The organism is Gordonia terrae (assembly GCF_001698225.1).
GTDB classification, from domain to species: domain Bacteria; phylum Actinomycetota; class Actinomycetes; order Mycobacteriales; family Mycobacteriaceae; genus Gordonia; species Gordonia terrae.
Window position 1 is genome coordinate 1,850,222 of sequence record NZ_CP016594.1, and the last position, 25,724, is coordinate 1,875,945.

Below are 25,724 nucleotides of genomic sequence, written 5' to 3' on the forward strand. Positions count from 1 at the left end.
ATCACACGGTGCCGATGTCAGGGATGTCGTTCGGAGAGGGGACCGGCGTTACCGCCCGAGCGCATTTTTTCGGATGACCTCGGCGGTCTCCTCGGGACGTTCCCACCAGAACATGTGCCCGACGCCGGTCCATCGTTCCAGGGTCGCCTGCGGGATCAGGTCGGCGAGGCGCTCACCCTCGGCGACCGCGATCACCTCGTCGACGTCTCCGTGGATGACCGCGGTGGGCATGGTGAGTGTCCCTATCCGGTCGCGGGTGTCGTGTCCCGCGCAGGCACCCGCCTGCCACGCGACGACCGCCGAGGGCACGCGCCGCTGCGTCGACATCGACACGAAGTGGTCGAACGCGCCGGCGCCGGCGGTGTACGCGGCTGACAGGTTGACCTCGAATGCCGTGCGCGCGACGCGCGCCGCGTCGCGGGAGGAGATCGCCTCGACGAGGCGGACCGCGCCGGGTGCACCGATCGCCCCGGGGCCGCCCGCGGTCGTGCACCCGAGGACGAGACTGCGCACGCGGTCCGGTGCGGCGAGAGCGAGTTCCTGCGCGATCATGCCGCCCATGGAGGTGCCCAGAACATGGGCGGCGTCCCAGCCGAGGCCGTCCAGGATGCCGCGGGCGTCGGCGGCCAGGTCGGCGATGGTGAACGGACCGTCGGCGCGACTGCTCGTCCCGATGCCTCGGTGGTCGTAGACGGCCACCGAGAAATACGGCGTCAGCGCGTCGAGGAGTTCGTCGGTCCACATCCCGCGGTGTGCGGACATGCCGCCGATGAGCAGGAGCGGTTCGCCCTCGCCGACGACCTCGGCGTCGAGGACCGGGCCGGCGTCGGACGCGACGGGGATCTGCATGCGCCAGATCCTAACGGCGACCCGGTCGGAAGAAGTGAGGGATGCGTATCGGAGTCCGATACGCATCCCTCACCCGGGAAACCCGGTCGGTCAGGCGCCGAAGCCGAGCAGCGACTTCACCTCGAGGAACTCATCGAAGGCGTAGTCGCTCCACTCACGGCCGTTGCCACTCTTCTTGTAACCGCCGAACGGTGCGCTCGGGTCGAGCTGCGCGCCGTTGAGCGAGATCGAGCCGGCGCGGATCTGCGAGCCGATGCGGCGCACCTCGTCGACGTCCTGGCCCGACACGTAGCCGGCGAGGCCGTACTCGGTGTCGTTGGCGACCTTGATCGCTTCGTCGATCGAGTCGTAGCCGATCACGACGAGGACCGGGCCGAACACCTCGGTGCGGGCGATCTCCATGTCGTTGGTGACGTTGGTGAACACGGTCGGCTTCACGTAGTAACCGGTCTCGAGGCCCTCGGGACGGCCTGCGCCGCCGACGGCCGCGGTGGCACCGTCGGCGAGGGCGCGCTCGATGAGGCCCTGGATCTTGTCGAACTGCGCCTCGGAGACCACCGGGCCCAGCTTCACGTCGGTGGTCGGGTCGCCGACGGTGAGCTCGACGGCGACGCCCTTGGCGATCTCGGCGACCTCGTCGACGCGCGCCGCCGGGACGAGCATCCGGCTCGGGGCGTTGCAGGACTGGCCCGAGTTCATCATCATCGTCGCGATGCCGCCGGCGACGTTCTTCGCGAAGTCCTCGTCGTCGAGGATGATGTTCGGGCTCTTGCCGCCCAGTTCCTGTGCGACGCGCTTGACGGTCGGCGCCGCACTCTTGGCGACCTCGATGCCGGCCCGGGTGGAACCGGTGAACGAGATCATGTCGATGCCCTCATGGCTCGACAGCGCAGCACCGACGCCGGGGCCGTCACCGTTGACGAGGTTGAAGACACCGGCGGGAACGCCCGCGGCGTCGAAGATCTCGGCGACGATCGCGGCCGAGAACGGTGCGACCTCCGACGGCTTGAGGACCATGGTGCAGCCGGTGGCCAGAGCCGGGGCGACCTTGCACATCACCTGGTTGAGCGGCCAGTTCCACGGAGTGATGAAGCCGCACACGCCGATCGGCTCCTTGGCGATGCGCGAGCTGCCCCGGTCCTCGACGAACTTGAAGTCGGGGAGTTGCGCGGCGGCGGTCATCAGGTGGCCGAGTCCGATGGGCACCTGGGCGGCGTTGGTGAGACCGACGGGCGAACCCATCTCCTCGGTGACCGCGGCGGCGAGATCGCCCATGCGGTTCTGGTACTCGGCGATGATCCGGTTGAGGACCTCGAGGCGTTCTTCGACGGTGGTCTGACCCCAGGTGACGAATGCGCGACGAGCGGCGTCGACCGCTGCGTCGACGTCGGCGGCACTGCCGATCGCGACCTGACCGGCCGACTTCTCGGTGGCCGGGTTGATGACGTCGATGAGGTTGAGCTCGGCGGGCTCGACCCACTGGCCGTCGATGTAGAACTTGGTGATGTCCGGCATGGTGCCTCCATTGCAGCCTGAAGTGAGGACAATTGTTGTCTGTTTCACACTCTATGCCCTGCCGCGATCGTGGTCTCGTGAATCCCCGCCTTCCGGGTGGAACACTTCGTGACACATTCTGGGACAGCCGTCCCAGTCGCATTCTGCGACTCTTCGTCCTCACGCGGAGTACTAGGGTCGAGTCATGATCCTCATCGTCGTGAAGTTCCCGATCAAGCCCGAGTACGCCGACGAGTGGCCCGAGCTGTCACGCGAGTTCACCGAGGCGACGCGTGCGGAACCCGGCAACAAGTGGTTCGACTGGTCGCGGTCGCTGGCGGACCCGAACACCTACGTGCTGGTCGAGGCCTTCGACGACGACGCCGCCGAGGCGCACGTCACCGCTCCGCACTTCAAGCAGGCCCAGCAGGAACTCCCGAAGTACCTGCAGCGCACCCCCGATGTCATCAACACGACGATCGACGGGGACAGCTGGTCCGAACTCGGGGAGTTCGGGGTCGACTGATCTGCCTCAGCGGCCGGCGGGGACCTCGGCGTCCGCGTCGGCTCCCGTCGACGAGCCGGCGGGGGCGTTGCCGAGTCCCAGCTTCTCGCCCTCGATGTCAACCTTGGGCAGGATGTGATCCAGCCAGCGCGGCAACCACCAGGCCTTGTCACCCAGGACGGTGAGCACCGCGGGCATCAGCGTCATCCGGACGACGAAGGCGTCGAAGAACACCGCGGCCGCGAGCGCGAAGCCCATCACCATGATGAACGCCATGTCCTGCAGCATGAACGCGGCGAACACCGAGATCATGATGGCCGCGGCGGCCGCCACCACGCGGGCGCTGTGCCGGTACCCCTCGACCACCGCCGTCTTGGCGTCGGCGCCGTGCACGTACGCCTCCCGCATCCGGGTCACCAGGAACACCTGGTAGTCCATCGCGAGCCCGAACACGATGCCCACCAACATGATCGGCAGGAACGACACCAGCGGTTGCGGGTTGTCGACGATTCCCAGATCACCGTCGGTGAACAGGGCCACCGTCACACCGAAGGTCGCGGCGACGCTCAACAGGAAGCCGAGGGCCGCGGTCAGCGGGACGAGGATCGAGCGGAACACGATGATCAGCAGGATGAACGCGAGACCCACCACGACCAGGAGGTAGGGGATCAGTGAACTCGACAGGCGGTCGGAGATGTCGAGTTCGATCGCGGTCTGGCCGGTCACGCCGTACGAGATGCCCGTCGCGCCCTGCACCTGGGACTCCATCTCACGGAGCGCTTCGACCAGTGCGGGAGTCGCCTCGTCCGACGGCGCGGTCGACGGGATGATCGTGATCTTCGCGGTGTCCTGGGCCTCGTTGAGACCACCCGCGCCGATCTGGGCAACCGCGACGTCGTCGATACGACCGAGGTCGTCGACGAGGGTGTCGAAGGCGCGTAGACGCTCGCCGGTGTCCTCGATGGCCCGACCGTCCGCGACGACGACAAGCGGTCCGTTGAAGCCGGGGCCGTAGCCCTCGGCGACCATGTCGTAGGCGCGGCGCTGTGTTTCAGACGGATCCGCGGTCCCGTCGTTGGGCAGCGCGAGCTTGAGCCCGGCCATCGGGATCGCGAGGACGATCATGATGCCCACGATCGCGACCGTCACGGTGCGCGGCCGGGCCACGACGCGCTGGACCCAACGTTGGCCGTTGTGGACGCGGTCGGCGTCATGCGGTCCGACATCGGGTGCGTTGAGGCGCGGCACCCGTCCGGCGAAGGCCTTGCCGCCGAAGAGGCCGAGGATCGCCGGCAGGAGTGTGAGGGCGACCAGCACGGCTGCGACGACGGTGCCCGCGGCGGCGATACCCATTGCGGTCAGGAACGGGATGTTCACGATCGCGAGTGCGGCCAGCGCGATGACCACGGTGCTGCCGGCGAAGACGACCGCGGAACCGGCGGTGCCGACCGCTCTGCCCGCCGCGTCGGCCCGGCTCGTCGATCGATGGATCTCGTGGCGATAGCGGGAGACGATGAACAGTGCGTAGTCGATGCCGACCGCGAGGCCGATCATCGTCGCGAGGATGGGGGTCTCGTTGCTGAGATCGAAGAAGTGGGTGCCCATCTGGACGCCGAGCATCCCGATCGCGACGCCGACGATCGCGGTGATGATCGGCATGCCCCACGCGACGAGGGAGGCGAACGTGAGGATGAGGATCAGCGCGCCCACGCCGATGCCGATCAGCTCAGAGGTGATCCCGAGCTCGAATTGCTGGGTGGCCGAGCCCTTCATCTCGACGGTGAGCCCCGCAGCGCGCGCGTCGTCGGCGATCTTGTCCATCTGTTCGCGCATCGTCTCGGTGACGTCCGACGACGCCTCGACATTCAAGGAGGCGCCGAGCTGCGCGACGGTGCCCGCCGCGTTGATCGGTGACGTGGCCTGCGCGTCGGCGGCCGCCTCCTCGGCGTTCTTGCCGAAGGTCTTCTCCTGGAAGGCCGCCGACAGTTCGCGGAGCTGACCCGGTGACTGCTCGGTGCCGTAGGAGACGAACGGATTGGTGATCGAGTCGGGGTTCTTGACGTCCTCGACCGACTTCAGTCCGGCGACCATCGAGTCGATGGCCTCGGAGTATCGGGGCTCGGTCAGCGTCGAACCCTCTGGTGCGCGAACGACATACGTGACGCCGATGTCGGAACCGAAAGTCGCCTCACCGGGGAAGCGCTCGACCATCAGGTCCTGCGCCTTCTCCGACGGGATGCCCGGGATCGAGAACGATTCCGAGGTCGGTTTGGCGAGAAGGCTCGCGCCGATGCCCAGTCCGATGAGGACCAGAACCCAGATCGCGATGGTCTTGAGGCGGTTCTCGAACGCCCATCGCCCTAGTCGGTACAGGTGTGTTGCCACGTCAAAGCTCCTCGGGGGATGGGACGGCGAGATCGTTCATGGGTGGGATCGGTTGCGACAGGCCGGATGCCAGCTGATCGAAGGCGGACTCCAGGACCGAGGCCAGGTCAGCCGGCTCGTCTGCGGTGTCGTCGTGATGCGTCACCCAGAATTCGAGGGCGACACGGATGGTGGTGATCGCGTTGTGCAGGACGAGCCGCGGGTACAGGGTGTGTGCCGGCTGGCCGCGCTGTGCGCACAACTCGGCGAGTCGGGCCTCGACGGTGTCGCCCAACTCCATGTCCCGGGACCTGGCCGTCAACCCGGGATCGGTGTCGAGAAGGCGTAGCAGCGCGACGATCTCGGCGGGGTCGCCGACATCGGGCGAGGTGGCGGCATCGATGAGAGCCGTGCGGACCGAGCAGAAGAAACTCTCGTCCGTCGGCCGGGCCTCGATTCGTTCCACGATCGTGTCGAACAGCGACGACACGAAATACAGCAGCGCGTCCTCTTTGCCGCTGAAGTAGTTGTGGAACGTCCGGACCGAGACATTGGCCTCGGCCGCGACGGCGTCGATCGTCACATGGTCGATGCCGGCCCGGGTGGACAACCGGAGCACGGCGCGGGCGAGCGCCGAGCGGGTGGCCGCTTTCTTCGCTTCGCGGAGGCCGGTGGAGTGCACGACGTCCACCGTACGGAACTTGCAGAAGTCTGCAATGTTGCAGAGTCATGCACTATTTAGGAGAGTCCTCACACCGCGTCCCGGCGATGACGCGCATCACACCGGCGATCACCCCAGGGTCGACGCCCGAGCGACGAGTTCGGGCTGGAACACCAGGTTCGACGGCTCGCGGTGTTCCGCGGGATCGTTTGCCGCGCTGATCAGCAGGTCGACCGCGGTGACGCCGATCCGGGTGGTCGGCTGCCGGATCGACGACAACGGCACGACCGCCGATCTGGCGAAATCGATGTCGTCGTAGCCGACGATCGCGATGTCGTCCGGAACCGCGACGGCGCCACCCAGCATCGTGAAGGCCTGGAGCACGCCGATGGCAAGGAGGTCGTTGGCGCAGAAGACGGCGTCCGGACGCTCGCCGGGCGCCCTGCCCAGCAGCGCCGTGCCCGCCTCACGCCCGGCGAGCACGCTGAGAGTGGACGTGTGCACGACCTCCAGCGACGCACCGTCGACGCCGTCGACCGCGGCCTGGGCGCCGCGCCGGCGGTCGGCGACCTGCCGCAGTCCCGGTGGGCCGCCGACGAAGGCGATCCGGCGTCGCCCTGTCTCACACAGGTGCGACACCGCGAGCAGGCCGCCCGCGATGTCGTCCACGGCAACCGAATCGAACGGGGATCCCCCGGCATCCCGGTCGACCAGGATCACCGGGGTGCCGCGACGGCGCAGCGAGTCGAATCGCCGAAGGTCGTCGCCGATCGGCGAGACGAGAAGGCCGAAGACCCGCTGTTCGTCGAAGGTGTCGAGGTAGGCCTGTTCGCGCGATTCGTCGTCGTCGGACGTACCGAGCAGCACCGTCAGGTCATGGTCGGCGGCCCGCTGCTCGGCGGCGCGGGCGATGTCGGTGAAGAAGGGGTTGCCCACGTCGAGGACCACCATGCCGACACAGCGTGAGCGCCCGGCCCGCAGTTGCCGCGCGGCGTCGTTGCGAACGAAGCCCAGCTGATCGATCGCCGCCTGCACCCGCGCGACGGTCGAGGGGGAGACCTTGCCGGGCGCGTTGAGGACGTTCGAGACCGTTCCCACCGACACCGAGGCCGCTGCCGCGACGTCCCGCATGCTCACACCCATGTGTTCATCTCACCAGACGCCGTACCGCAACACGCGTCACGCAGAGTCGGGAGGGTCGCCCATCTCCCGGGCTGATTGACTACGAACAGCGCGGTACCCCCCGAATGAAAGGCGGCTCGATGTCGACTCCGGCCAGCCCGTTCTCCGCGGACTATCAACCAGACCCGCGACGCTGGAAGGCGCTCGCCGTGTGCCTGGTCGTCGGCTTCATGACGCTCCTCGACGTCTCGATCGTCAATGTCGCGCTGCCGTCGATCGAATCCGGTCTCGGGGCCGACTCGGCCGATCTCTCGTGGGTCGTCTCCGGCTACGCACTCGCCTTCGGACTCGTGCTGGTGCCGGCCGGTCGCGTCGGTGACGCCCGCGGCCGCAAGGTGACCTTCCTCGTCGGCTTGTCCCTGTTCGTGCTCTCCTCCGCGGCATGTGGTTTCGCGCAGGGGCCCACGCAGCTCGTCGTGTTCCGGCTGATCCAGGGAGTCGCGGGCGGCATTCTCGCGCCGCAGGTCTCCGGCCTCATTCAGCTGCTGTTCCGCGGGGCCGAGCGCGGCAAGGCCTTTGGCATGTTCGCCGCGACCATCGGCATCTCGACCGCGGTGGGGCCGCTCCTCGGCGGCGTCCTCATCCAGCTGGGTGGGTCTGCCGAGGGGTGGCGCTGGATCTTCTTCGTCAACGTGCCGATCGGCATCGCCGCCTTCGTCGCCGCCATCCGGCTCATCCCGGCCCGGCCGTCGGAGACCAAGCAGCCGCTGCGAGGGAGTTTCGACCCGCTGGGTGTGCTGCTGCTGGGTGCCGCTGTGTTCGCACTGATGTTGCCGATGGTGCAGGAGCAGGAGTGGCCCGGCGCGCAGAAGTGGCTGCTGCTGATCGTGGCCGCGGTGCTGCTGGGTGCCTTCGTGCTGTGGGAGCGGCGTCAGGGCCGGGTCGGGCATCAGCAACTCGTCGACCTCTCGCTCTTCTCGATGCGGTCGTACTCGCTCGGGTGCATCATCGCCATGGTCTACTTCGCCGGATTCACCACGGTCTTCTTCATCTACACCCTGTTCGTCCAGCAGGGTCTGGGCTACTCGGCGCTGCAGGCGGGGCTGGCGGTCACGCCGTTCGCCCTGGGGTCCGCGGTGTCGGCAGCCGTCGGCGGCAACATCGTCAACCGGGTGGGTCGGTCGCTGGTGCTGCTCGGCCTGGGGCTCGTCGTCGTCGGGATGATCACGACGATCCTCGCCGTCCAGTTCGTGCCGGGCCACAACGTCGGGTACGCCGCGGCGTTGCCGCTGCTCGTCGCCGGTGTCGGCTCGGGTCTGGTGATCTCGCCGAACCTCACGCTGAGTCTCGACCAGGTCCCGGTCACCAAGGCCGGCATCGCCGGAGGCGTCCTGCAGACCGGCCAGCGCATCGGGGCCGCAGCCGGTATCGCGCTCGTCGGTGCGGTGTTCTTCGCCCAGGTCGCCAACAGCGGCGGCGATTGGGCCCGTGCCTTCCAGATCGGGCTCGCCACTGCCGCCGGCCTGGTCCTCATCGCGCTGCTGGTGGGATTGGTGGACCACTTCGCGCATCGCCGGGAACAGTCTCCGGACGTCGGGGCGCGATCCGCCTGAGCAGACGCGGAAGGGCCCGATCGCACGAATCGGGCCCTTCCGCGACAGCGTGCGCGTCAGGAACGTGCCCGGGGCACCAGACGCTCGAGCTGGGTCACATGCGCGGGGGTCAGCTCCTCCAGGGATGCGACCCCGAGCAGGCGCATGGTGCGCGCGATCTGCTCGCCCAGGATCTCGATCATCCGGTCGACTCCGGCCTCGCCCCCGGCCATGAGGCCGTACAGGTAAGCGCGTCCGACGAGCGTGAACCGGGCGCCGAGTGCGACCGATGCCACGATGTCGGCGCCGCTCATGATGCCGGTGTCCAGCATGACCTCGGTGTCCGCCCCGACCTCCCGGGCGACGTCGGGCAGGAGGTGGAACGGGATGGGTGCCCGATCCAGCTGTCGGCCACCGTGATTCGACAGGACGATGCCATCGGCGCCGAGTCCGGTGACGGCCTTGGCGTCGTCGACGGTCTGGATACCCTTGACCACCAGCTTGCCCGGCCACTGCGACTTGATCCAGGCCAGGTCGTCGAAGGTGACGGTCGGGTCGAACATGGTGTCCAGCAGCTCGGCCACGGTTCCCGACCATCGGTCGAGGGAGGCGAAGGCGAGGGGTTCGGTGGTCAGGAAGTCGATCCACCACTGCGGCCGCGGGATCGCGTTGACCACCGTCTTGACGGTGAGGGCGGGCGGGATCGACATGCCGTTGCGCTTGTCACGCAGGCGTGCCCCGGCGACCGGGACGTCGACCGTCACGAGGAGCGTGTCGTAACCGGCCTTCGCGGCGCGGTCGACCAGGGCCATCGACCGCTCGCGGTCCTTCCACATGTACAGCTGGAACCAATTGCGCCCGTGGGGGTTCGCGTCCTTGACGTCTTCGATCGACGCGGTGCCCATCGTCGACAGCGAGAACGGGATGCCTGCGCGTCCGGCGGCACGCGCACCCGCGTACTCGCCCTCGGTCTGCATCATCCGGGTGAACCCGGTCGGCGCGATGCCGAACGGCAGTTCCGAGCGTCCGCCCAGGATGGTCGACGAGGTGTCGACCTTCGAGACGTCGCGCAGGATCGCCGGATGGAACTCGATGTCGGAGAACGCCTGACGAGCACGTTCGATGGACAGCTCCGCCTCGGCGGACCCGTCGGTGTAGTCGAAGGCCGCCTTGGGGGTGCGCCGCTTGGCGATCTTGCGGAGATCCTCGATGGTCAGCGCGGCGTCGAGGCGGCGCTTCTTGGCATCGAACTGCGGCTTCTTGAACTGCATCAGCGGCGCGAGGTCGCGCGGCTTGGGTACTCGGCGCTTCATAGCGGAACCGGTGTCCATGGTCATGCCTTTCCGGCCCCGACCGCGGCGCGCGCACGCGTGCCGCGACTGCGTCGGGGTGCATAGTGTTGCGGCGGGAACCTGTCGGCGACGATAGTCCGCATCGCCTCGAGATCGCCATCGATCAATTCATGGGCGCGTGCCGTCAGGAGGACGTTGCCGAGTGCGGTCGCCTCCACGGGCCCGGCCTGGACGGGCAGGCCCACGCGGTCGGCGGTGAGCTGGCACAGCAGCCGGTTCTGCGACCCGCCGCCGACGAGGTGCACGGTCTCCACCGGGATCCCCGACAGCGCGGCGGCCTTCTCGACGCCGTCGGCGAATGCGGATGCGAGACTCTCGACGATCGCGCGCACCATCTCGGCGCGGGTCATCGGCGGTCGCATGCCGCGCTCGTCGTACCACCCGCGGATGCGTGCCGGCATGTCACCCGGCGGGAGGAAGCGCGCGTCGTCGGTGTCGAAGACATCGACGGTCGGCGTCACCTCCGCGGCCTGGGCCAGCAGCTCGCCGAGGTCGGCCCGGTAGCCCTCGCGCTGGTACTGACGCACCGTCTCGCTGAGCAGCCATAGTCCCATCACGTTGTGCAGGTAGCGGATTCGGCCGTCGGCGCCGACCTCGTTGGTGAAGTTGGCCTTCCATCCGTCGCGGGACAGGACCGGTTCGGTCAGTTCCACACCGACGAGACCCCACGTGCCGCAGGAGATGTAGGCCGCCCGCGCGGGGTCCATCGGGATCGCCGCCACGGCCGAGGCCGTGTCGTGCGAGGCGACGGCGGTGACGCGGGTGGACGACGACAGGCCGAGTCGCTCGGCGACCTCGGCGAGGAGTGGTCCCTGGTCGGACCCGGTCTCGACGATCTCGGGGAAGAGTCCGACGGGCAGCCCGAGGCGTTCCATCATCGCGGTGTCCCACTGGCCGTTGACGGCGAGCAGGCCGGTGGTCGAGGCATTGGTCCGCTCGGTGCCCCGCCTGCCGGTCAGCCAGTAGGTGATCAGGTCGGGGATCAGCAGGGCGTTGTCGGCCTGATCGAGCAGACCGTCGGCCTTCTCCGCGGCCAGCTGGTACACCGTGGTGAACGGCAGGAACTGCAGGCCGTTGCGCAGGTACAGGTCCACCGGCCCGAGTTCGGCGTGCACGGCGTCGACGCCCGCGGCCGTGCGGTCGTCCCGGTAGTGGTGCGGCAGACCCAGCATCCGGCCGTCGCGGAGCAACGCGTAGTCCACCGCCCACGAGTCGACGCCGATGCCGACGAGGTCGTCGGACTGCCGGGCAGCCTCGGCCAGGCCCGCCGAGGCCGCCCGGAACAGGCCGGGCACGTCCCAGTGCAGCGCCGACCGTCGACCGTTCCACACGTGCACGGGATCGTTGGCGAACCGGGCGACCTGCTCGAGCTCGAGTCGTCCCTGCGACACGTCGGCGAGCATCACCCGGCCGCTGGTCGCGCCCAGGTCGATGGCGGCGACCTGGGCGGACCGAGTGGAGCGACTCATCGCAGGAACGCGGCGGCGACGCCGGCGTCCACCGGCACGTGCAGACCGGTGGTGTGCGAGAAGTCCGAGGTGCACAGGGCGAACGCGGCGTTGGCGATGTTCTCCGGCAGCACCTCGCGCTTGAGCAGGGTGCGCTGGGCGTAGAACTTGCCCAGGTCCTTCTCCTCGACGCCGTAGACCGCGGCGCGCTTGGCGCCCCAGCCGCCGGCGAAGATCCCCGAACCCCGCACCACACCATCGGGATTGATGCCGTTGACCTTGACCCCGTGCTCGCCGAGTTCGGCCGCGAGCAACCGGACCTGATGGGCCTGGTCGGCCTTGGTGGCGGAGTAGGCGATGTTGTTGGGGCCGGCGACGACCGAGTTCTTGGAAGAGATGTAGAGGATGTCGCCGCCCAGCTTCTGGTCGATCAGGGCCCGCGCCGCTGCCTTGCTGACGAGGAACGAGCCGCGGGCCATCACGTTGTGCTGCAGGTCCCAGTCGGCAGCGGTGGTGTCCAGCAACGACTTCGACAACGACAGGCCGGCATTGTTGACGACGAGGTCGATGCCGCCGAAGGCGAGCACGGTCGCGTCGATCGCCGCCTGCACGGCTGCCTCGTCGGTGACGTCGGCGGCCACGCCGATGGCGACGTCGGTCGAACCGATCTCCTCAGCCGCTGCCTGGGCCTTCTCGGCGTCGAGGTCGGCGATCACCACGCACGCACCTTCGGCGGCGAGGCGGGCCGCGATGGCCTTGCCGATGCCCGACGCCGCGCCGGTGACGAGTGCGATGCGGGTGGCGAGGGGCTTTGGCTTCGGCATCCGCGCGAGCTTGGCCTCCTCGAGCAGCCAGTACTCGATCCGGAACTTCTCCGATTCGTCGATCGGTGCGTAGGTGGAGATGGCCTCGGCACCCCGCATCACGTTGATCGCGTTCAGGTAGAACTCGCCGGCGACGCGTGCGGTCTGCTTGTCCTTGCCGAAGCTGAACATGCCGACGCCCGGGACGAGCACGATGGCCGGGTCCGCGCCGCGCATCGCCGGGCTGTCCGCGGTCGCGTGGCGGTCGTAGTAGGCGCGGTAGTCCTCGCGGTACGCCTCGTGCAGGGCGGACAGGCGTTCCTTGCACTCGTCGACCGATGCCGATGCCGGGAGATCGAGGACGAGCGGCTTGACCTTGGTGCGCAGGAAGTGGTCCGGGCAGCTGGTTCCGAGAGCGGCCAGTCGCGGGTGCTCCTGTGCGGCAAGGAAGTCGAGAACCGGATCGACGTCGGTGAAGTGGCCGACCTGCGGCTTGTCCATCGAGGCGAGGCCGCGGATGAACGGTGCGAGGGCCGCGGCCTTGGCACGACGTTCGGCGGCCGGGAGTGCGCCGTACCCGTCCAGCGGTGCGCCGAACGGCTGCGAGCGGCCGTTGGCGGCGATGTACTTCTCGGCGGTGTCGATGATCTCGAGCGAGTGGGCCTCGGCCTCGTCGGACGTGTCACCCCAGGCGGTGATTCCGTGTCCGCCCAAGATGCAACCGATCGCCTGCGGGTTGTTCTTCTTGATCTCGGAGATGTCCAGACCGAGCTGGAAGCCCGGGCGGCGCCAGGGCACCCACACGACGCGGTCGCCGAAGATCTTCTGGGTCAGCACCTCTCCGTCGGCGGAGGTCGCGATCGCGATGCCCGAGTCGGGGTGGAGATGATCGACATGCGCGGCGTCGACGAGGCCGTGCATGGCGGTGTCGATCGACGGCGCCGCCCCGCCCTTGCCGTGCAGGCAGTAGTCGAAGGCGGCGACCATCTCGTCTTCGCGGTCGAGGCCGGGGTAGACATCGACGAGCGCGCGCATGCGGTCGAGACGAAGGACGGCGAGGCCCTTCTCGGTCAGGGTGCCCAGGTCGCCGCCGGAACCCTTGACCCACAGCAGTTCGACGTCCTCGCCGGTGACGGGGTCGGTGTCGGTGCCCTTCGCGGAGGTGTTGCCGCCGGCGTAGTTGGTGTTCTTCGGATCGGAGCCGAGCCGGTTGGAGCGCGCGATGAGCGCGGCGACTGCGGGATTGGTCATGGCGAGAGATCTCCTGAAGATCGGGAAAGCGGGCAGTTCGAGAAAGCAGGGAGCAGGTGTGGGGAGCGCTCAGGCGCCCCAGGACGACTGGGTGCCACCGACGCGCTCGGCGACGATGCGCTCGCGGTGGCCGGAGTCGGCGTAGGCGGCCATCGGGTCGGCGGGGAGTCCGCGCCGGGTACGACGCTCGGCCAACATCGGACGCACGTCGGTGTAGAAGGCGTCCATCAGAATTCCGTTCGCGCCCAACACGTCTCCGGATTCCTGCGCCGCGGTCAACGCGTCGGTGTCGACGAGCAGCGCGCGGGCGGTCATCTCCTCGACGTTGAGGACCGAACGGATCTGTCCGGGGATCTTCTCCTCGACGTTGTGGCACTGGTCGAGCATCAGGGCGACCGGGGACCCGGCGTCGAGGCCTCCGCCGCGGATGACCTCGAAGAGGATGCGGAACAGCTGGAACGGGTCGGCCGCACCGACGATCAGGTCGTCGTCGGCGTAGAAGCGTGAGTTGAAGTCGAACGACCCGAGCTTCCCGAGGCGCAGCAGCTGCGCGACGATGAACTCGATGTTGGTGCCCGGCGCGTGATGGCCGGTGTCGAGGCAGACCATCGCCCGCTCGCCGAGCGCGGTCACGTGGGCGTAGGAGGTGCCCCAGTCGGGGACGTCGGTGACGTATGTCGCCGGCTCGAAGAACTTGTACTCCAACACGAGTCGCTGGTCGTCGCCGATGTGCTGGTAGATGGTCGCCAGCGATTCGGCGAGACGATCCTGGCGTCCGCGGATGTCTCCCTGACCCGGGTAGTTGGTGCCGTCGGCGAGCCAGATCTTGAGGTCCCGCGAGCCGGTCGCGTTCATCACGTCGATGCACGCGATGTGGTGGTCGATGGCCTTCTGGCGCACGGTCTTGTCGGTGTGGGTCAGGCTGCCGAACTTGTAGTCGTCGTCCTGGAAGGTGTTGGAGTTGACCGTCCCGAGGTCGACGCCGAGATCCTTCGCGTACGCGGCGAGCGCGCGGTAGTCGTCGACGGTGTCCCAGGGGATGTGCAGGGCGACCGTCGGAGCGAGTCCGGTCAGCTCGTTGACGGTGGCCGCGTCGGCGATCTTCTCGTGGATGGTGCGGGGGGTGCCCGGGGTGCCGAACACCTTGAACCGGGTGCCGGAGTTGCCGAACGCCCAGGAGGGGAGCTCGATCTCGAGATTGTCGAGGATCGTCTCGTCAAAGGTGGTCATCAGTGTTCTTTCGGTTGGGATTCCCCGCCGCCGGCGTCGGGGAACAGCCGGCGGCGGGGAAGTCGATGGACTGATACGTTTCAATCGAGCGGGACGGCCCGGTCGAGACGACTCAGACGGCGGTCTTGCTGGTGGATTCTGCGTTGGGTGCGTCACCCACGACCGGGCTGTTCGTCGACGCCGGGTGCTCGATGAGCTCGGGCGACAGCGGGGCGCCGTAACGCTCGACCTCGATCTCCTGCAGGGTCTTGCCCTGGGTGTCCGGAGCCGCGATGGCGCCGATGATCAGAGCGATCGTGAGCAGCGCGACCAGCAGGATGCCGACCGTCGTGAGCCCGGTGGCCGCGAGCATCGTGGGGAAGAAGTAGCTCAGGAGACCGGTTGCGGTGCGGACGGCGAAGAACATGACGCCCTGAGCGCTGGCACGGTAGGGCGTGGCGAACATCTCGCTGGCCCAGAGGCTGTAGAACGCCTGCGCGCCGATTCCCGAGGAGATGCCCCACAGGACCGCGAAGACGAGCATCGTGGCGACACCGCTGTCGGTGAACGCAACCAGCACGATCCAGGCGACGATGCCCAAGGCGGCGCCGAAGACGTACAGCGCGCGCTGCGAGACCCGATCTGCGTATCGCATGAAGCCGAAGTAGGTCGCGAGGACGGTGCAGCCCCAGACGAGCACCTGCAGCAGGTTCTGCTGAACGGCGCTCTCGACGCCCGCGGTCTCGTAGACGCGGGGCATGAAGATGCCGGCCTGGCCGGCGACGGTGTTCCAGAACAGGTAGATGCCACCGAGCAGGAGCAGGGCGGTGATGTTGACCTTCTTGGAGAACAGGCCCTTGATGCCGCGGGCGCCGACCGATGCGGTGAGCTCGCGCGTCTCGTTGACCGCCTCGTCGGACCAGATCTTCGACTCCGCGAGTCCCTGGCGAATCCACCAGACAACCGCCGCGACGACGAAGAGATGCAGGAAGATGATCCGCGAGCCGAGGAGGCCCATCGGGGCGAGTGCCGCGGCGAGCGCGAAGCCGATCAGGGGGCCGACCGACCAGGCGAGCTGCGCGGTGCCGACATGCTTGGCGCGTTCGACCGACGGGGCCTCTTCGGCGATGTATGTCCACGAGGCCGGTACGCCCGCGCCGACCGCGAGGCCGGTGATGATGAAGGCGGCCAGCAGCATGGTGAAGTTGAACGCGAAGGCCGCGATCAGCACGCCGACCATGTAGACGAGCAGGTCGTAGGTGTAGATCGCCTTGCGGCCGTAGCGGTCACACAGCGGGCCGCCGATCGCGGCGCCGACTGCGGCACCGAACGCGTTGGCGCTCAGCGCAGCCAGGAGGCCGACCGCGAAGTTGCTGATGCCGAACTCGTCCTGCCAGAAGGTGAGGCTGGTGGCGATCGCGATGATCGAGCCGGCCTCGATGTAGTTCGACATGGCGACCGAGATGGTCGCCCGCCAGCCGGTGGTGGAGCGCGCTCCTACTTTCATGGTGATTCCTTGCGTCGGAGATCAGTACAGAGGGTCGGGATCGGAGAGGTCAAACCGGAGTTCGTTGATGTCGGTGCGCCCGTCGGTACGTGTCGTGTGCTGCGTGGTGCGAGGTCAGTCGAGGTGGAAGTACTCGAGGAGTTCGGTGCGGATCGTGTCGGGGTTCGCGCCCCCGGCGCCGCCGCCCCCATCGCCGCCGCCCACAGCGGGGAGGAAGTACTCGGACATGTGCGCCTGCCAGCGGGTGTTGACGTCGGTCGCCTCCATGGCGGCGCTGGTCGTCGCGAAGTCGTCGGTCTCCAGGTAGCCGACGACCATGCCGTCGTCCTTCCGGAGGAACAGGGAGTAGTTGCGCCAGCCGGTCTCGCGCAGGGCGTCGAGCATCTCCGGCCAGACCTCGGTGTGTGCCTCGAGGTAGTCCTCGACGCGTTCAGGGCGGAGGTGGAGCACGAAGCAGGCGCGCTGGGGGTCGGACATGGCGGCTCCTGACAGACGACGGACGGGGAAACGCAGATCGTCGGGAGTGGACCGTCTCGGCGAATTAAAACGTTTCAATTTGTGATTGCAGCAACATTAAGAGCGGCCTGTGAGGATGTCAAGACCCGGTTCGCACAAAGCGCACCCCGCCGGAACGGGATCGGTCATGCTCTGTTCGTGCTGGGATTCGGGAAGACGCGCGGAGCAGACGTCGGGGGCAGGATCGCGATCGTGACCGGGGGCGGGTCCGGTATCGGGGCCGCGCTCACGCGCGCGCTGGTGACCCGGGGAGCCCACGTCACCTGCGCGGACATCGACCTACCCGCGGCGCAGCGGGTGACGGCCTCGTTGTCCGGTGGGCCGGGCACCGCACGGGCGGTGCAACTGGATGTGACGGATGCCGCCGCTGTGCAGCGGGTGGTCGACGAGGTCGTCGCCGAGTGGGGGCGCCTGGATCTGATATTCAACAACGCCGGGATCACCTGGGGTGGTCCGACCGAGATGCTGACGCCGGAGCAATGGGACGCGATCATCGACGTCAACATCCGGGGCGTCGTGCACGGGGTCGCGGCCGCGTACCCGGTGATGATCGAGCAGCGTCGCGGACACATCGTCAACACGGCGTCGATGGCCGGGCTCGTCGCCGCCGGACTGATCACGAGCTACGTGATGACCAAACATGCGGTCGTGGGGCTGTCGCTCGCACTACGTACCGAGGCCGCGGGCCGCGGGGTGAACGTGCTGGCGGTGTGTCCCTCGGCAGTGGAGACCCCGATCCTGGACAAAGGATCGGTCGGCGGATTCGTCGGTCGCTCTTATTATCTGGCGAGTCAGGGTTCGTCGACCGCGTACGACGCCGACCGCCTCGCCCGGGACACGCTCGCCGCCATCGAGCGGAATCAACCACTGCTGGTCGTCCCGCGTCGATCCCGGATCACCTGGCGCGTCCAGCGATTGGCGCCCGGCCTCACGAATCGGCTTGCCGCGCAATTCATCGATCGGCAACGCGCGGAGTTGCACCCGGAGGGTTAACCGCCGGCGGTGCTGCTCAGGATGGCGATGATGACACCTGCCACGGTCAGCACACCGACGACCCAGGCCATCGTGATCGCGACCCGTCTGCGTCCGAATCGGGCCGCGTTGATCGCTATCCCGAGGCACACCAGGACCGCGATCGAGTACACCGAGATACCGAGGGTGAGCAGGGCGACGGAGGAGTCGGCTAGCAGGACAACCCGAGTGGACATGACACCGAGTACATCATCAGCGGGCTCGGGGGATGCACGCGGATCGACTCGGAGAGGGGTGTGCGGGCGCCGAGGTCGTGACGAATGTCGTCGCGTTGGGTCACGCGGCCGCGGCACGCCGCGGCCGGTAGGCGACCACGAGCACGAGCAGGGCGACCGTCGCGAACGACGAACCGACCAGAATCGTTGTGCCGGTGGCAGTTCCGGACGGATCGCTACGTTGGAGTGGGCCGAACACGGTCATCAGCGTGGCGAGTCCGAGCGCGCCACCGACCTGCAACAACGCCTGCATCAGGCCCGAGGCGGCGCCGGCGTCGGCTGCGGGCGAGTTGTCCACGATCAGGACGTTCGCCGGGACCACGGACAGGCCGATTCCCGCACCCATGATCATCGAGGGCGCCAGAATCGCTGCAGCGAAGGTGGAGTCGGGCCCGACGAACGACAACCACACGAGCCCGGCGATCGCCAGGGACAATCCCGCCATCAACACCGGAGCCGCACCGAAGTGCGCGACGAGACGGGCGGTGATCCCGGTGACCGTCAATCCGATGTTGAGAACCATGAACGGCAGGAACGCGAACCCGGACGCGACGACGCTGTAACCCATCACGTCCTGTAGGTGCAGGGTCGTGAAGGTGAACATGCCCATCATCGCCCCGGGCAAGAGCAGCATCACCACGAACGGTGCGGCCCTGCGCGCCGAGTTCACCAATCGGGGCGGCAGCAGGGGATGGCTCGTACGACGCTGTCTGATCGCGAACGCGGTGAGTGTCGATGCGCCGACGGCGAGAGAAGCGATGGTCAGCGGGTCGGCCCAGGAGACCTCGGAGGCGCGGATGAAGCCGAAGACGACCGCCGCGACACCCGCCGCGGACAGCAGGGTGTCCCAGAGACCCAGGTGACCGGGCTGCCGGGGTGTCTCATCGACGGTGAACGGTGCGGCAATGAGGATCGCCACCCCGATCGGGACGTTGACCAGCATCACCCAGTGCCACGACAGCTGTTCGGTGAGTACGCCGCCCAGCAGCAGGCCGAGCGCTCCGCCCGAGGCGGCACCCAGGGAGAACCAGCTGATGGCCCGGGCGCGATCGGGACCGGGCGGAAAGTTGGCGACGATCAGTCCCAGGGCGGTGGGTGCGGCGAGCGCGGCTCCCACGCCCTGCAGGACGCGAGCGATGAGAAGCATCCACGCGCTGGTGGCGAGTCCGCCGAGGAGCGAGGCCGCGGTGAACAGGGCGATGCCGTAGAGCAGCGCGCGACGCCGTCCGATCAGGTCGCCCAAGCGGCCGCCGAGCAGCAGCAGGCCACCCACCGCCAGCACGTAGGCGTTCATCACCCAGGACTGAGACACCTCGCTGAAACCCAGGTCGTCGCGGATGCGGGGGAGCGCGACGGTGACGATCGTGCCGTCGAGGATCACCATCAGCTGGCTCGCCACCACGACGACCAGTCCGATCCAGGTGCGGCGGTCGATCGTCGACCCTCCGGTGTCAGAACCTGCCTCGGGAGCGACGCGATCGGTGGTCTGGGACATCAGGGCCTCCCGGGCGGGTAGGGTCGAACAGGAGAGTGTCTCCAATTGGAGACTGTCTCCGCTTATTGAAGCGGAGATACTCTCCGGTTACAAGTGTTTTCTTCGGGAGGTGTCATGACCAGCGCGTCCGCGCCGGCGAAACCGATGCGAGCCGATGCTCGGCGCAACTACGACAAGGTCGTCGCGACGGCGGCAGAGGCATTTCGTGAGTCGGGAATTGACACGTCGCTCGATGACATCGCCAAACGTGCCGGCGTCGGCGCCGGCACGTTGTACCGCCACTTCCCGTCTCGCGAGGCGCTCGTCGCGGCCGCGATGCGACAGGACACCGCCGCCCTCGTGGAGTCTGCGCGCGCCGACGACGAGCAGCGGGACCCCGGCGAGCGTCTCGTCGAGTGGGTCCGGGCGCTCGCGCGCCACGTCGGGGCGTATCAGGGTCTGCCCGAGATCATCATCGCGTCGGCGGGCGACCCCGAAAGTCCGCTCTACACCAGTTGCGCCGACCTCCGCGTGGCCGGTGCGGACGTCCTCGGCGCCGCCCAGCGGTCCGGTGGAATCCGCGCCGATCTCACCGTCGACGAACTCTTCACGCTCGCCAACATGATCGCGTTGGGCCGTAATTGCGTTGAGTCGCAGCGACTCCTGGAACTCGTGGTCGAGGGGATCAGCGGGCCCGGTATGTGAGCAGAGCCCGCGGGCCCGTCCGTTCATGCTCGGCGCGGACGGGTCCGCGTCCGCTCAGGAGTCGACGGTCACCTGCTCGAAGGTCAGCCGTTCCGGTGCTTCGCGGCCGGCGAAGACCTGACGATTCGAGAAGCCGCCGGTCCAGAAGTCGTACAGGTACGAGACCAGACCGCCGCGGTGGTAGTCGCAGACCATGACGCCGTCGGTGACCAGGACCGGCCACCCGTCGGGGTCGTCGCCCGTCCGGTGCCAGTAACCCGAGTCGCCGTCGGTGGAACGCCCCCATCCGAAGAAGGAGCCGCCGGCCAGATCGACGGCCGTGTCGGTGCCGTCGTCATGAGCCCAGGTCACGATGCTCAGGTCCTCGAGGAGCGGCTCGAGTTCGGCCACCGCGCGGCGGCCCTCCTCCTCGACCGGCGCGTCGGGCCAGGGGAGTCCGGTCCACACGAGGAAGTCGTCGCAGAAGACTCCGGGTCCGTAGGTGTCGGCGAGTGCCTTGTAGTCGGTCGGCAATCGGAATCCCAGTCGCCGTTCGGTGGGCCCCCAGTCGATCGTCGCCGGGCGTGCCGCCGGTGGCGGGATCAGCGCGATCAGATCATCGATGGTGTGCTTCGGCATGGTGGTCACCTCACGTTCGGGATGATCTCGAAATGAGCGATACCGCCCCGGACGCCGAATGCGCCGACGGCGATGTCGGTGGGCGGACGGCTGTACCCGTTCCCGTAGATCGGGGTCACACTGTAGTGGACGGCTTCGCCCCTTGCGACGACACGAGCGATGCGATTCTCGAGGACCCGCATGCGGGTGTTGGCCGCATTGCTCAGGGCCACGATGTTCCGGGCGTCGCCGCCGAGACCGCCGAGCCGGTTGGCGAGCAGGTGTCCGCGTTCCAGGCCCGGCCGGTAACCCGGCGGAGTGACGGAGCGCGTACTCGGAGTGCCGGTCCGCAGCATGTTCGGAGTGATGGCGGCGTTCATACCGGTCGCCGCGCGACCCTGCATCCGTGTCAGGTTGACTTCGCCGCCGTCTCGGAATCGGGTGGTCCGCGTGAGGGTCGTCCGGTCGGTGCGGTCGCTCGAGATCTTGTCGTTGTACGGGTAGCGCTGTGGCGCCGGGTAACCCGGCGTCGGATTGGTGACCGACGGCGCCGGGGTGCCCGGCCGCTGCGGCGGTGGGGGAGTGCTCGGCCGGTGCGGACCGCCGGAGCCGGGGCCCATTCCCCGCAGGTGTACGCGGCACCCGTTGGCCCAGGCGACGAGAGCCGCACGTTCGGTGTTCAGTCGATTGGCCTCGGCCTGGTAGGCGGTGGCCTGTAGTTGTTGCTCCGGAATCCGGAACTGTCTCGGCTTGGAGTTGTGCGCCGCGATGCGAGCGTTCAGTGACCGGGCCTCGGCATTTCCCTGCGCGATGTCGCGGTCACTGCATCCGGTCGGTACCGCATTCGCCGCATGGACCGGCGTGACAAGTGCGACGACGAGAAAGAGGGCGATCATCGCCCCACGCATCAATATCTTCATCTGTTCCCCCGACGGGTCGTCCTGATTGGTCTCGATGGGCCGCAACGGACTCGGAAGGTCCCGAGAGTCGTTCGGTACCACCGGCAGTCATGTAACCGTGGGGATCGGAGCGGTGTCCACGCACGTATTCGGCTGAACGGCCATGCGTTTGATCGACGCGGATCGGGTCGACGAACGTGGACGGCCGCCGGAAACGGCGACTCGAGACGGCGAGAACGCCCGGCCGTGAGTGCCCCCAGTCGGACTCGAACCGACACTGTGCCGATTTTAAGTCGGCTGCCTCTGCCAATTGGGCTATGGGGGCGCAGGGTCCGCGCGACGACGGTGCCCCTGGTGAGCATAGTCAGCCGGCGCCGTGGCGGCTGTCCTGTGGTCCGGCGTCGCCACCGCCAGACCTCAACTCGACCGCCAGACTTCGACCGACGTCTGCCGGTCGAGTCGAAGTCTGGGAGTCGAAGCATCCTTGACCGGCCTCGAAGCCGGGGCCATCATGGGGCATGGACGCGGCAGCGGTGACCGGGGCACGCAATTGGGAGGCCGTCCGAGAACGGCATCCCGTTATCGTCGAGCGTCTCGAGGCGGGTCTGATGCAGGGCGACCCGCTTGCCGACGCGGTGATCGCCGAGGCCCGGGAGCGGGGCATCTCGTTCTCCACCCTGGTCACGCTGCTGGAAGAGCGCGACGCCGACACGGCATCCGATCCCGACCATCTCGAGATGCCGGTTTCGATGGTGCATCTGCTGCAGGTCGCGAGCACCCCACCGCCGTGGTTCGATGCCGCCTGGGCCGAGGCCGGCGCCCGCGCGTGGTGGCGCTTCGGGACCCTGCAGTCGTCGACGCTGTACCAGTCGCTGATCTACGGGTTCAAGGCCCAGGGTTTCGTCCGTCCGCTCGTCGCCACGGGCCGACTGGGATCGGGGACTCGAGATCGGGTCGAGTCGACGGCGCGCTGGGTCGCCGACGCGACGGCTCCCGGTTCGATGCTCCCGGGTCGTCCCGGTTGGGTTGCGACACTGCGTATTCGGCTCCTGCACGCCTACATCCGCGACATTCTGCGACACCCACCCGGAGGAGGGGCGTCGGGACAGGACGGCCGGGGCTGGGACGAAGACGAGTGGGGCGCGCCGATCAACCAGACGTACTCGGTGATGACCATCTCGTGCGGCTTCCTGGCCCTACCCCTCGTCGTCGCACGAGATTTCGGCATCCACTACAGCAGCGCCGAGCGGGAGGCGATCACCCATCTCTGGCGCTGGATCGGCTGGGTCATCGGCGTCGATGACGACCTGCTGCCGCCGACGCATGACGCGGCCACTGAGTTGTTCGCTGTGGCAGGAGAATTCGAACTGCAACCCGACGACTCGGCCAAGGTCCTGATCAAGGCATTGCTCCGCGAGGGCTACGACCTCCCGCGCGTCGTGCACGGTGCCGCCCCGGTACCGGTACCCGGGCTGCTGGTCTCCGCGGTGGATGCGCTGACGCGGCCGCTGCTGATGTCGTCGTTCTCGGCCATCAGCACCCGGTGGGTGGAGCGGCCGGTCGCCCGGCGGATGGGTCTGCGCCGGACGCCGCTGCATCATCTCGTCGATGTCGCGCGTCCCGCCGTCCGGTTACGCGAGATCGTGCGGGCGACCGGACTGCTCGGATCGGAGTCGACGGTGATCGAACGCGAACTGCGCACCGTCCGACGCGGACTGGGGATGCCGCAACCGGCAGAAGCGACCTTGACCGCCTAAATTACTGCTGATAACTTAACGCCGTAAAGTCGATCGACCGACGCGACGAGGGGTCCGCATGCTGGTCAGAGTGACACGGCTGGTCATATCCATGCCCAAACGCGTGCTGCTGGGTGCGCTCATCCTGCTGGTGGTGTGCGGTGCGTACGGCGCCACCGCGGCCGAACACCTGCTCGCGGGTGGCTACAGCGACCCGAACTCGGGGTCGGCCCGAGCCGAGAAGGTCCTCGACGAGACGTTCAACCGGGGCGGGGTCCAGGTCGTCCTCAAGCTCGACGGGCCGGACGGCGTCGACATCTTGCGCGACCCGACGGCCCGAGCGGTCGGCGACGACATCGTCGCGGACCTGAACCGCAACCAGTACGTGCAGGACCAGATCCTGTCGGTGTGGGCCAATCCGGCGCTCGACTCCGCGCTGGTCAGTCGCGACCGGACGTCGACATTGATCATCGCGTCGCTCGACGGGGGCGAGGACTCGGCACCGGCCCACGCCGAGGAGATCGAAGACGCCTTGGCCGGTGTCCGGGACGGGATCACCGTGCAGGTCGGTGGCCAGGGACTCGTCTTCGCGCAGGTCAACGAGCAGACCGCCGCGGACCTGCTCATCGCCGAGGCGATCGCGATCCCGATCACGTTCATCGTGTTGATCTTCATCTTCGGCGGGGTGCTCGCCGCGGCTGTCCCCGTCGGCATCGGCATCGTCTCGATCATCCTGACCTTCGCGCTCCTCCGGGTGATCGGATCGGTCACCGACGTCTCCGTGTTCGCACTGAACCTCACCACCGCACTGGGTCTCGCGCTCGCGATCGACTACACGCTGCTGATCCTCACGCGATACCGGGAAGAGGTCGAGCACGGCCTGAGCCGGCCCGACGCGATCGTCCGGACCCTGGCCACGGCCGGGCGGACCGTCGCCTTCTCCGCGGTGACCGTCGCCCTGTCGCTGAGCGCGCTCGTGCTGTTCCCGCAGTACTTCCTGCGGAGCTTCGCGTTCGCGGGCCTCGGCGTCGTGGTCGTGGCCGCGGTGTCGGCGCTCGTCCTGACGCCGGCCGTGCTCATGCTCCTCGGTGATCGCATCGACGCCCTCGACGCTCGGAAGCCACTCCGACGCCTGCTGCGACTGCCGCCGGCTCGGCCCGTCGAACCCGAGGACACCTGGTGGTACCGGCTCGTGCAGTGGGTGCTGCGCCACGCACTGCCGGTCGCCGCGGTCGTGACGGTCTTCCTGCTGGTACTCGGCGCGCCGTTCCTGTCGATGAAGCTGGGGTTCCCCGACGACCGGGTGTTGCCCGAGTCGGCGAGCGCACACGCGATCCAGCAGGAGATCCGCGACGACTACGAGGACGATCTGTCCGCAGCGGTCACCGTCGTCGTGCGCGGGCCCGTGGACGACGCGACCCTGGCCGCCTACACCCGCGCGCTGTCGACGGTCGGCGACGTGAACTCCGCAGGGTCGTCGGCCGGCACCTTCGTCCGGGGTGCACCGGCCGCCCCCGGCAGTCCGGACGACAGCCGCGGCGACGTCCACGTCCTGCAGGTCTCGACCGACCGCGACCCGATGAGTGAGTCGGGGATCGCCCAGCTCGACGAGCTGCGGGCGGTGCCGCAGCCGACGGGGACGGAGACCTTGTTCAGCGGGCTCGCCGCCGCCACCGACGACACCGTCGGGTCGATCTACGCGCATCTGCCGTGGGTGCTCGGCCTGATCGCGATCGCGACGTTCGTGCTGCTGTTCCTGTTCACCGGAAGCGTCGTTCTTCCCCTGAAGGCGCTCGTCCTCAACATCCTGTCGCTGTCGGCGACGTTCGGCGCGATGGTCTGGTTCTTCCAGGAGGGGCACCTCGGCGGACTGGGGACCACCGCCACCGGCACCCTCAGTGCGACCATGCCGGTGCTGCTGTTCTGCGTCGCGTTCGGCTTGTCGATGGATTACGAGGTGTTCCTCCTGGGACGGATTCGCGAGGAGTGGTTGCGATCGGACCGGACCCGCGCGGCCAGCGACCACGCGGTGGCCCTGGGCTTGGCGCGCACCGGGCGGGTCATCACGGCCGCGGCTCTGCTGATGAGCATCGTCTTCGCCGCCATCGCGGCGTCGGAGGTGTCGTTCATGCGGATGTTCGGGGTCGGCCTCACCCTTGCCGTCCTGATGGACGCGACGATCATCCGGATGTTCCTCGTCCCCGCGTTCATGCGCCTGGCCGGGCGGGCGAACTGGTGGGCGCCCGGTCCGCTGAGACGGCTGCACGATCGGATCGGACTGTCCGAGGAAGCCCCGGAGGTCGGGCATCCCGCCGAGAAACCGGCGCCCGACACCGCGCCGACGAGGGTCTGACACCGAATACCCCACAGAGGCGGATGAACGGCGGCAGGAC

21 protein-coding genes and 1 tRNA gene are annotated in these 25,724 nt (G+C 68.2%); 6 read left to right on the forward strand and 16 right to left on the reverse strand.

Annotated elements, in window-relative coordinates; translation table 11 throughout:
- Nucleotides 1–48: 48 nt before the first annotated feature.
- Both BCM27_RS08395 and BCM27_RS08400 read right to left on the reverse strand, forming a co-directional pair.
- Nucleotides 49–849, reverse strand: coding sequence for an alpha/beta fold hydrolase (locus tag BCM27_RS08395; RefSeq protein WP_004020285.1), 801 nt, complete (start codon nt 847–849; stop codon nt 49–51).
- A 90-nt stretch (nt 850–939) separates the two neighbouring features.
- Nucleotides 940–2,364 carry an aldehyde dehydrogenase family protein gene (locus BCM27_RS08400; RefSeq protein ID WP_004020286.1) on the reverse strand — a complete coding sequence of 475 codons (1,425 nt, stop codon included), beginning with the start codon at nt 2,362–2,364 and terminating at the stop codon, nt 940–942.
- Between the two features lie 184 nt (nt 2,365–2,548).
- On the opposite strand from BCM27_RS08400, the gene BCM27_RS08405 reads away from it, so the two are divergent.
- Nucleotides 2,549–2,869 carry a putative quinol monooxygenase gene (locus BCM27_RS08405; RefSeq protein WP_004020287.1) on the forward strand — a complete coding sequence of 107 codons (321 nt, stop codon included), beginning with the start codon at nt 2,549–2,551 and terminating at the stop codon, nt 2,867–2,869.
- Between the two features lie 6 nt (nt 2,870–2,875).
- Here BCM27_RS08405 and BCM27_RS08410 read toward each other — a convergent pair whose 3' ends face one another.
- From BCM27_RS08410 to BCM27_RS08420, 3 genes are all read right to left on the reverse strand, one after another.
- Entirely contained in the window at nt 2,876–5,233 is a 2,358-nt protein-coding gene (locus tag BCM27_RS08410) for an MMPL family transporter (protein WP_004020288.1), read from the reverse strand.
- Between the two features lies 1 nt (nt 5,234).
- Nucleotides 5,235–5,894 carry a TetR/AcrR family transcriptional regulator gene (locus BCM27_RS08415; protein ID WP_033203774.1) on the reverse strand — a complete coding sequence of 220 codons (660 nt, stop codon included), beginning with the start codon at nt 5,892–5,894 and terminating at the stop codon, nt 5,235–5,237.
- Between the two features lie 108 nt (nt 5,895–6,002).
- Nucleotides 6,003–7,016 (reverse strand): LacI family DNA-binding transcriptional regulator, encoded by a 1,014-nt coding sequence (locus BCM27_RS08420; RefSeq protein ID WP_004020290.1) that lies wholly within the window; start codon nt 7,014–7,016, stop codon nt 6,003–6,005.
- A 119-nt stretch (nt 7,017–7,135) separates the two neighbouring features.
- Between BCM27_RS08420 and BCM27_RS08425 the strand changes: the two genes are divergently transcribed.
- Nucleotides 7,136–8,608 (forward strand): MFS transporter, encoded by a 1,473-nt coding sequence (locus BCM27_RS08425; protein WP_004020291.1) that lies wholly within the window; start codon nt 7,136–7,138, stop codon nt 8,606–8,608.
- Between the two features lie 56 nt (nt 8,609–8,664).
- Here the strand turns inward: BCM27_RS08425 and BCM27_RS08430 are convergent, their stop codons facing one another.
- The 6 genes from BCM27_RS08430 to BCM27_RS08455 form a co-directional block, all read right to left on the reverse strand.
- Entirely contained in the window at nt 8,665–9,900 is a 1,236-nt protein-coding gene (locus tag BCM27_RS08430; RefSeq protein ID WP_033203772.1) for an alpha-hydroxy acid oxidase, read from the reverse strand.
- A gap of 20 nt (nt 9,901–9,920) precedes the next feature.
- Nucleotides 9,921–11,408, reverse strand: a complete 1,488-nt coding sequence (locus BCM27_RS08435; protein ID WP_004020293.1) for a rhamnulokinase — start codon at nt 11,406–11,408, stop codon at nt 9,921–9,923.
- Nucleotides 11,405–13,441, reverse strand: coding sequence for a bifunctional rhamnulose-1-phosphate aldolase/short-chain dehydrogenase (locus BCM27_RS08440; RefSeq protein WP_004020294.1), 2,037 nt, complete (start codon nt 13,439–13,441; stop codon nt 11,405–11,407). The genes BCM27_RS08435 and BCM27_RS08440 overlap by 4 nt, the downstream gene beginning before the upstream one ends.
- A 69-nt stretch (nt 13,442–13,510) precedes the next feature.
- Complete coding sequence (rhaI, locus tag BCM27_RS08445) at nt 13,511–14,671, reverse strand: L-rhamnose isomerase (RefSeq protein ID WP_004020295.1); 1,161 nt, start codon at nt 14,669–14,671, stop codon at nt 13,511–13,513.
- 112 nt (nt 14,672–14,783) lie between these two features.
- Nucleotides 14,784–16,157, reverse strand: coding sequence for an MFS transporter (locus BCM27_RS08450; protein WP_004020296.1), 1,374 nt, complete (start codon nt 16,155–16,157; stop codon nt 14,784–14,786).
- 114 nt (nt 16,158–16,271) lie between these two features.
- Nucleotides 16,272–16,634 carry an L-rhamnose mutarotase gene (locus BCM27_RS08455; protein ID WP_004020297.1) on the reverse strand — a complete coding sequence of 121 codons (363 nt, stop codon included), beginning with the start codon at nt 16,632–16,634 and terminating at the stop codon, nt 16,272–16,274.
- A 177-nt stretch (nt 16,635–16,811) separates the two neighbouring features.
- On the opposite strand from BCM27_RS08455, the gene BCM27_RS08460 reads away from it, so the two are divergent.
- Nucleotides 16,812–17,666 carry an SDR family NAD(P)-dependent oxidoreductase gene (locus BCM27_RS08460; protein ID WP_051987053.1) on the forward strand — a complete coding sequence of 285 codons (855 nt, stop codon included), beginning with the start codon at nt 16,812–16,814 and terminating at the stop codon, nt 17,664–17,666.
- Here BCM27_RS08460 and BCM27_RS08465 read toward each other — a convergent pair.
- On the reverse strand, nt 17,663–17,881 hold the full coding sequence (locus tag BCM27_RS08465) for a hypothetical protein (protein ID WP_004020299.1): 219 nt from the start codon (nt 17,879–17,881) through the stop codon (nt 17,663–17,665). The two genes, BCM27_RS08460 and BCM27_RS08465, sit on opposite strands and share 4 nt — an antisense overlap.
- A 100-nt stretch (nt 17,882–17,981) precedes the next feature.
- Nucleotides 17,982–19,415 (reverse strand): MFS transporter, encoded by a 1,434-nt coding sequence (locus BCM27_RS08470; protein WP_110117409.1) that lies wholly within the window; start codon nt 19,413–19,415, stop codon nt 17,982–17,984.
- A gap of 114 nt (nt 19,416–19,529) precedes the next feature.
- On the opposite strand from BCM27_RS08470, the gene BCM27_RS08475 reads away from it, so the two are divergent.
- Complete coding sequence (locus BCM27_RS08475; RefSeq protein WP_004020301.1) at nt 19,530–20,099, forward strand: TetR/AcrR family transcriptional regulator; 570 nt, start codon at nt 19,530–19,532, stop codon at nt 20,097–20,099.
- 54 nt (nt 20,100–20,153) lie between these two features.
- Here BCM27_RS08475 and BCM27_RS08480 read toward each other — a convergent pair whose 3' ends face one another.
- The 3 genes from BCM27_RS08480 to BCM27_RS08490 form a co-directional block, all read right to left on the reverse strand.
- Nucleotides 20,154–20,717 (reverse strand): SMI1/KNR4 family protein, encoded by a 564-nt coding sequence (locus BCM27_RS08480; protein ID WP_004020302.1) that lies wholly within the window; start codon nt 20,715–20,717, stop codon nt 20,154–20,156.
- A gap of 5 nt (nt 20,718–20,722) precedes the next feature.
- Nucleotides 20,723–21,616 carry a DNA/RNA non-specific endonuclease gene (locus BCM27_RS08485; RefSeq protein ID WP_141638821.1) on the reverse strand — a complete coding sequence of 298 codons (894 nt, stop codon included), beginning with the start codon at nt 21,614–21,616 and terminating at the stop codon, nt 20,723–20,725.
- A 230-nt stretch (nt 21,617–21,846) separates the two neighbouring features.
- Nucleotides 21,847–21,920: transfer RNA gene (locus BCM27_RS08490), tRNA-Leu, on the reverse strand.
- 193 nt (nt 21,921–22,113) lie between these two features.
- Between BCM27_RS08490 and BCM27_RS08495 the strand changes: the two genes are divergently transcribed.
- Together BCM27_RS08495 and BCM27_RS08500 are read left to right on the forward strand one after the other, a co-directional pair.
- Complete coding sequence (locus BCM27_RS08495; RefSeq protein ID WP_004020304.1) at nt 22,114–23,352, forward strand: oxygenase MpaB family protein; 1,239 nt, start codon at nt 22,114–22,116, stop codon at nt 23,350–23,352.
- Between the two features lie 58 nt (nt 23,353–23,410).
- Entirely contained in the window at nt 23,411–25,684 is a 2,274-nt protein-coding gene (locus BCM27_RS08500; protein WP_033203631.1) for an MMPL family transporter, read from the forward strand.
- Nucleotides 25,685–25,724 lie beyond the last annotated feature (40 nt).

What these genes read in the sequence shown, in the direction of transcription:
- BCM27_RS08395 (WP_004020285.1), bottom strand. Translation starts at nt 849, where the DNA reads ATGCAGATCCCCGTCGCGTCCGACGCCGGCCCGGTCCTCGACGCCGAG.
- BCM27_RS08400 (WP_004020286.1), bottom strand. Translation starts at nt 2,364, where the DNA reads ATGCCGGACATCACCAAGTTCTACATCGACGGCCAGTGGGTCGAGCCC.
- BCM27_RS08405 (WP_004020287.1), top strand. Translation starts at nt 2,549, where the DNA reads ATGATCCTCATCGTCGTGAAGTTCCCGATCAAGCCCGAGTACGCCGAC.
- BCM27_RS08420 (WP_004020290.1), bottom strand. Translation starts at nt 7,016, where the DNA reads ATGGGTGTGAGCATGCGGGACGTCGCGGCAGCGGCCTCGGTGTCGGTG.
- BCM27_RS08425 (WP_004020291.1), top strand. Translation starts at nt 7,136, where the DNA reads ATGTCGACTCCGGCCAGCCCGTTCTCCGCGGACTATCAACCAGACCCG.
- BCM27_RS08430 (WP_033203772.1), bottom strand. Translation starts at nt 9,900, where the DNA reads ATGAAGCGCCGAGTACCCAAGCCGCGCGACCTCGCGCCGCTGATGCAG.
- BCM27_RS08435 (WP_004020293.1), bottom strand. Translation starts at nt 11,408, where the DNA reads ATGAGTCGCTCCACTCGGTCCGCCCAGGTCGCCGCCATCGACCTGGGC.
- BCM27_RS08440 (WP_004020294.1), bottom strand. Translation starts at nt 13,441, where the DNA reads ATGACCAATCCCGCAGTCGCCGCGCTCATCGCGCGCTCCAACCGGCTC.
- rhaI (WP_004020295.1), bottom strand. Translation starts at nt 14,671, where the DNA reads ATGACCACCTTTGACGAGACGATCCTCGACAATCTCGAGATCGAGCTC.
- BCM27_RS08450 (WP_004020296.1), bottom strand. Translation starts at nt 16,157, where the DNA reads ATGAAAGTAGGAGCGCGCTCCACCACCGGCTGGCGGGCGACCATCTCG.
- BCM27_RS08455 (WP_004020297.1), bottom strand. Translation starts at nt 16,634, where the DNA reads ATGTCCGACCCCCAGCGCGCCTGCTTCGTGCTCCACCTCCGCCCTGAA.
- BCM27_RS08465 (WP_004020299.1), bottom strand. Translation starts at nt 17,881, where the DNA reads ATGTCCACTCGGGTTGTCCTGCTAGCCGACTCCTCCGTCGCCCTGCTC.
- BCM27_RS08470 (WP_110117409.1), bottom strand. Translation starts at nt 19,415, where the DNA reads ATGTCCCAGACCACCGATCGCGTCGCTCCCGAGGCAGGTTCTGACACC.
- BCM27_RS08475 (WP_004020301.1), top strand. Translation starts at nt 19,530, where the DNA reads ATGACCAGCGCGTCCGCGCCGGCGAAACCGATGCGAGCCGATGCTCGG.
- BCM27_RS08480 (WP_004020302.1), bottom strand. Translation starts at nt 20,717, where the DNA reads ATGCCGAAGCACACCATCGATGATCTGATCGCGCTGATCCCGCCACCG.
- BCM27_RS08485 (WP_141638821.1), bottom strand. Translation starts at nt 21,616, where the DNA reads ATGAAGATATTGATGCGTGGGGCGATGATCGCCCTCTTTCTCGTCGTC.
- BCM27_RS08495 (WP_004020304.1), top strand. Translation starts at nt 22,114, where the DNA reads ATGGACGCGGCAGCGGTGACCGGGGCACGCAATTGGGAGGCCGTCCGA.
- BCM27_RS08500 (WP_033203631.1), top strand. Translation starts at nt 23,411, where the DNA reads ATGCTGGTCAGAGTGACACGGCTGGTCATATCCATGCCCAAACGCGTG.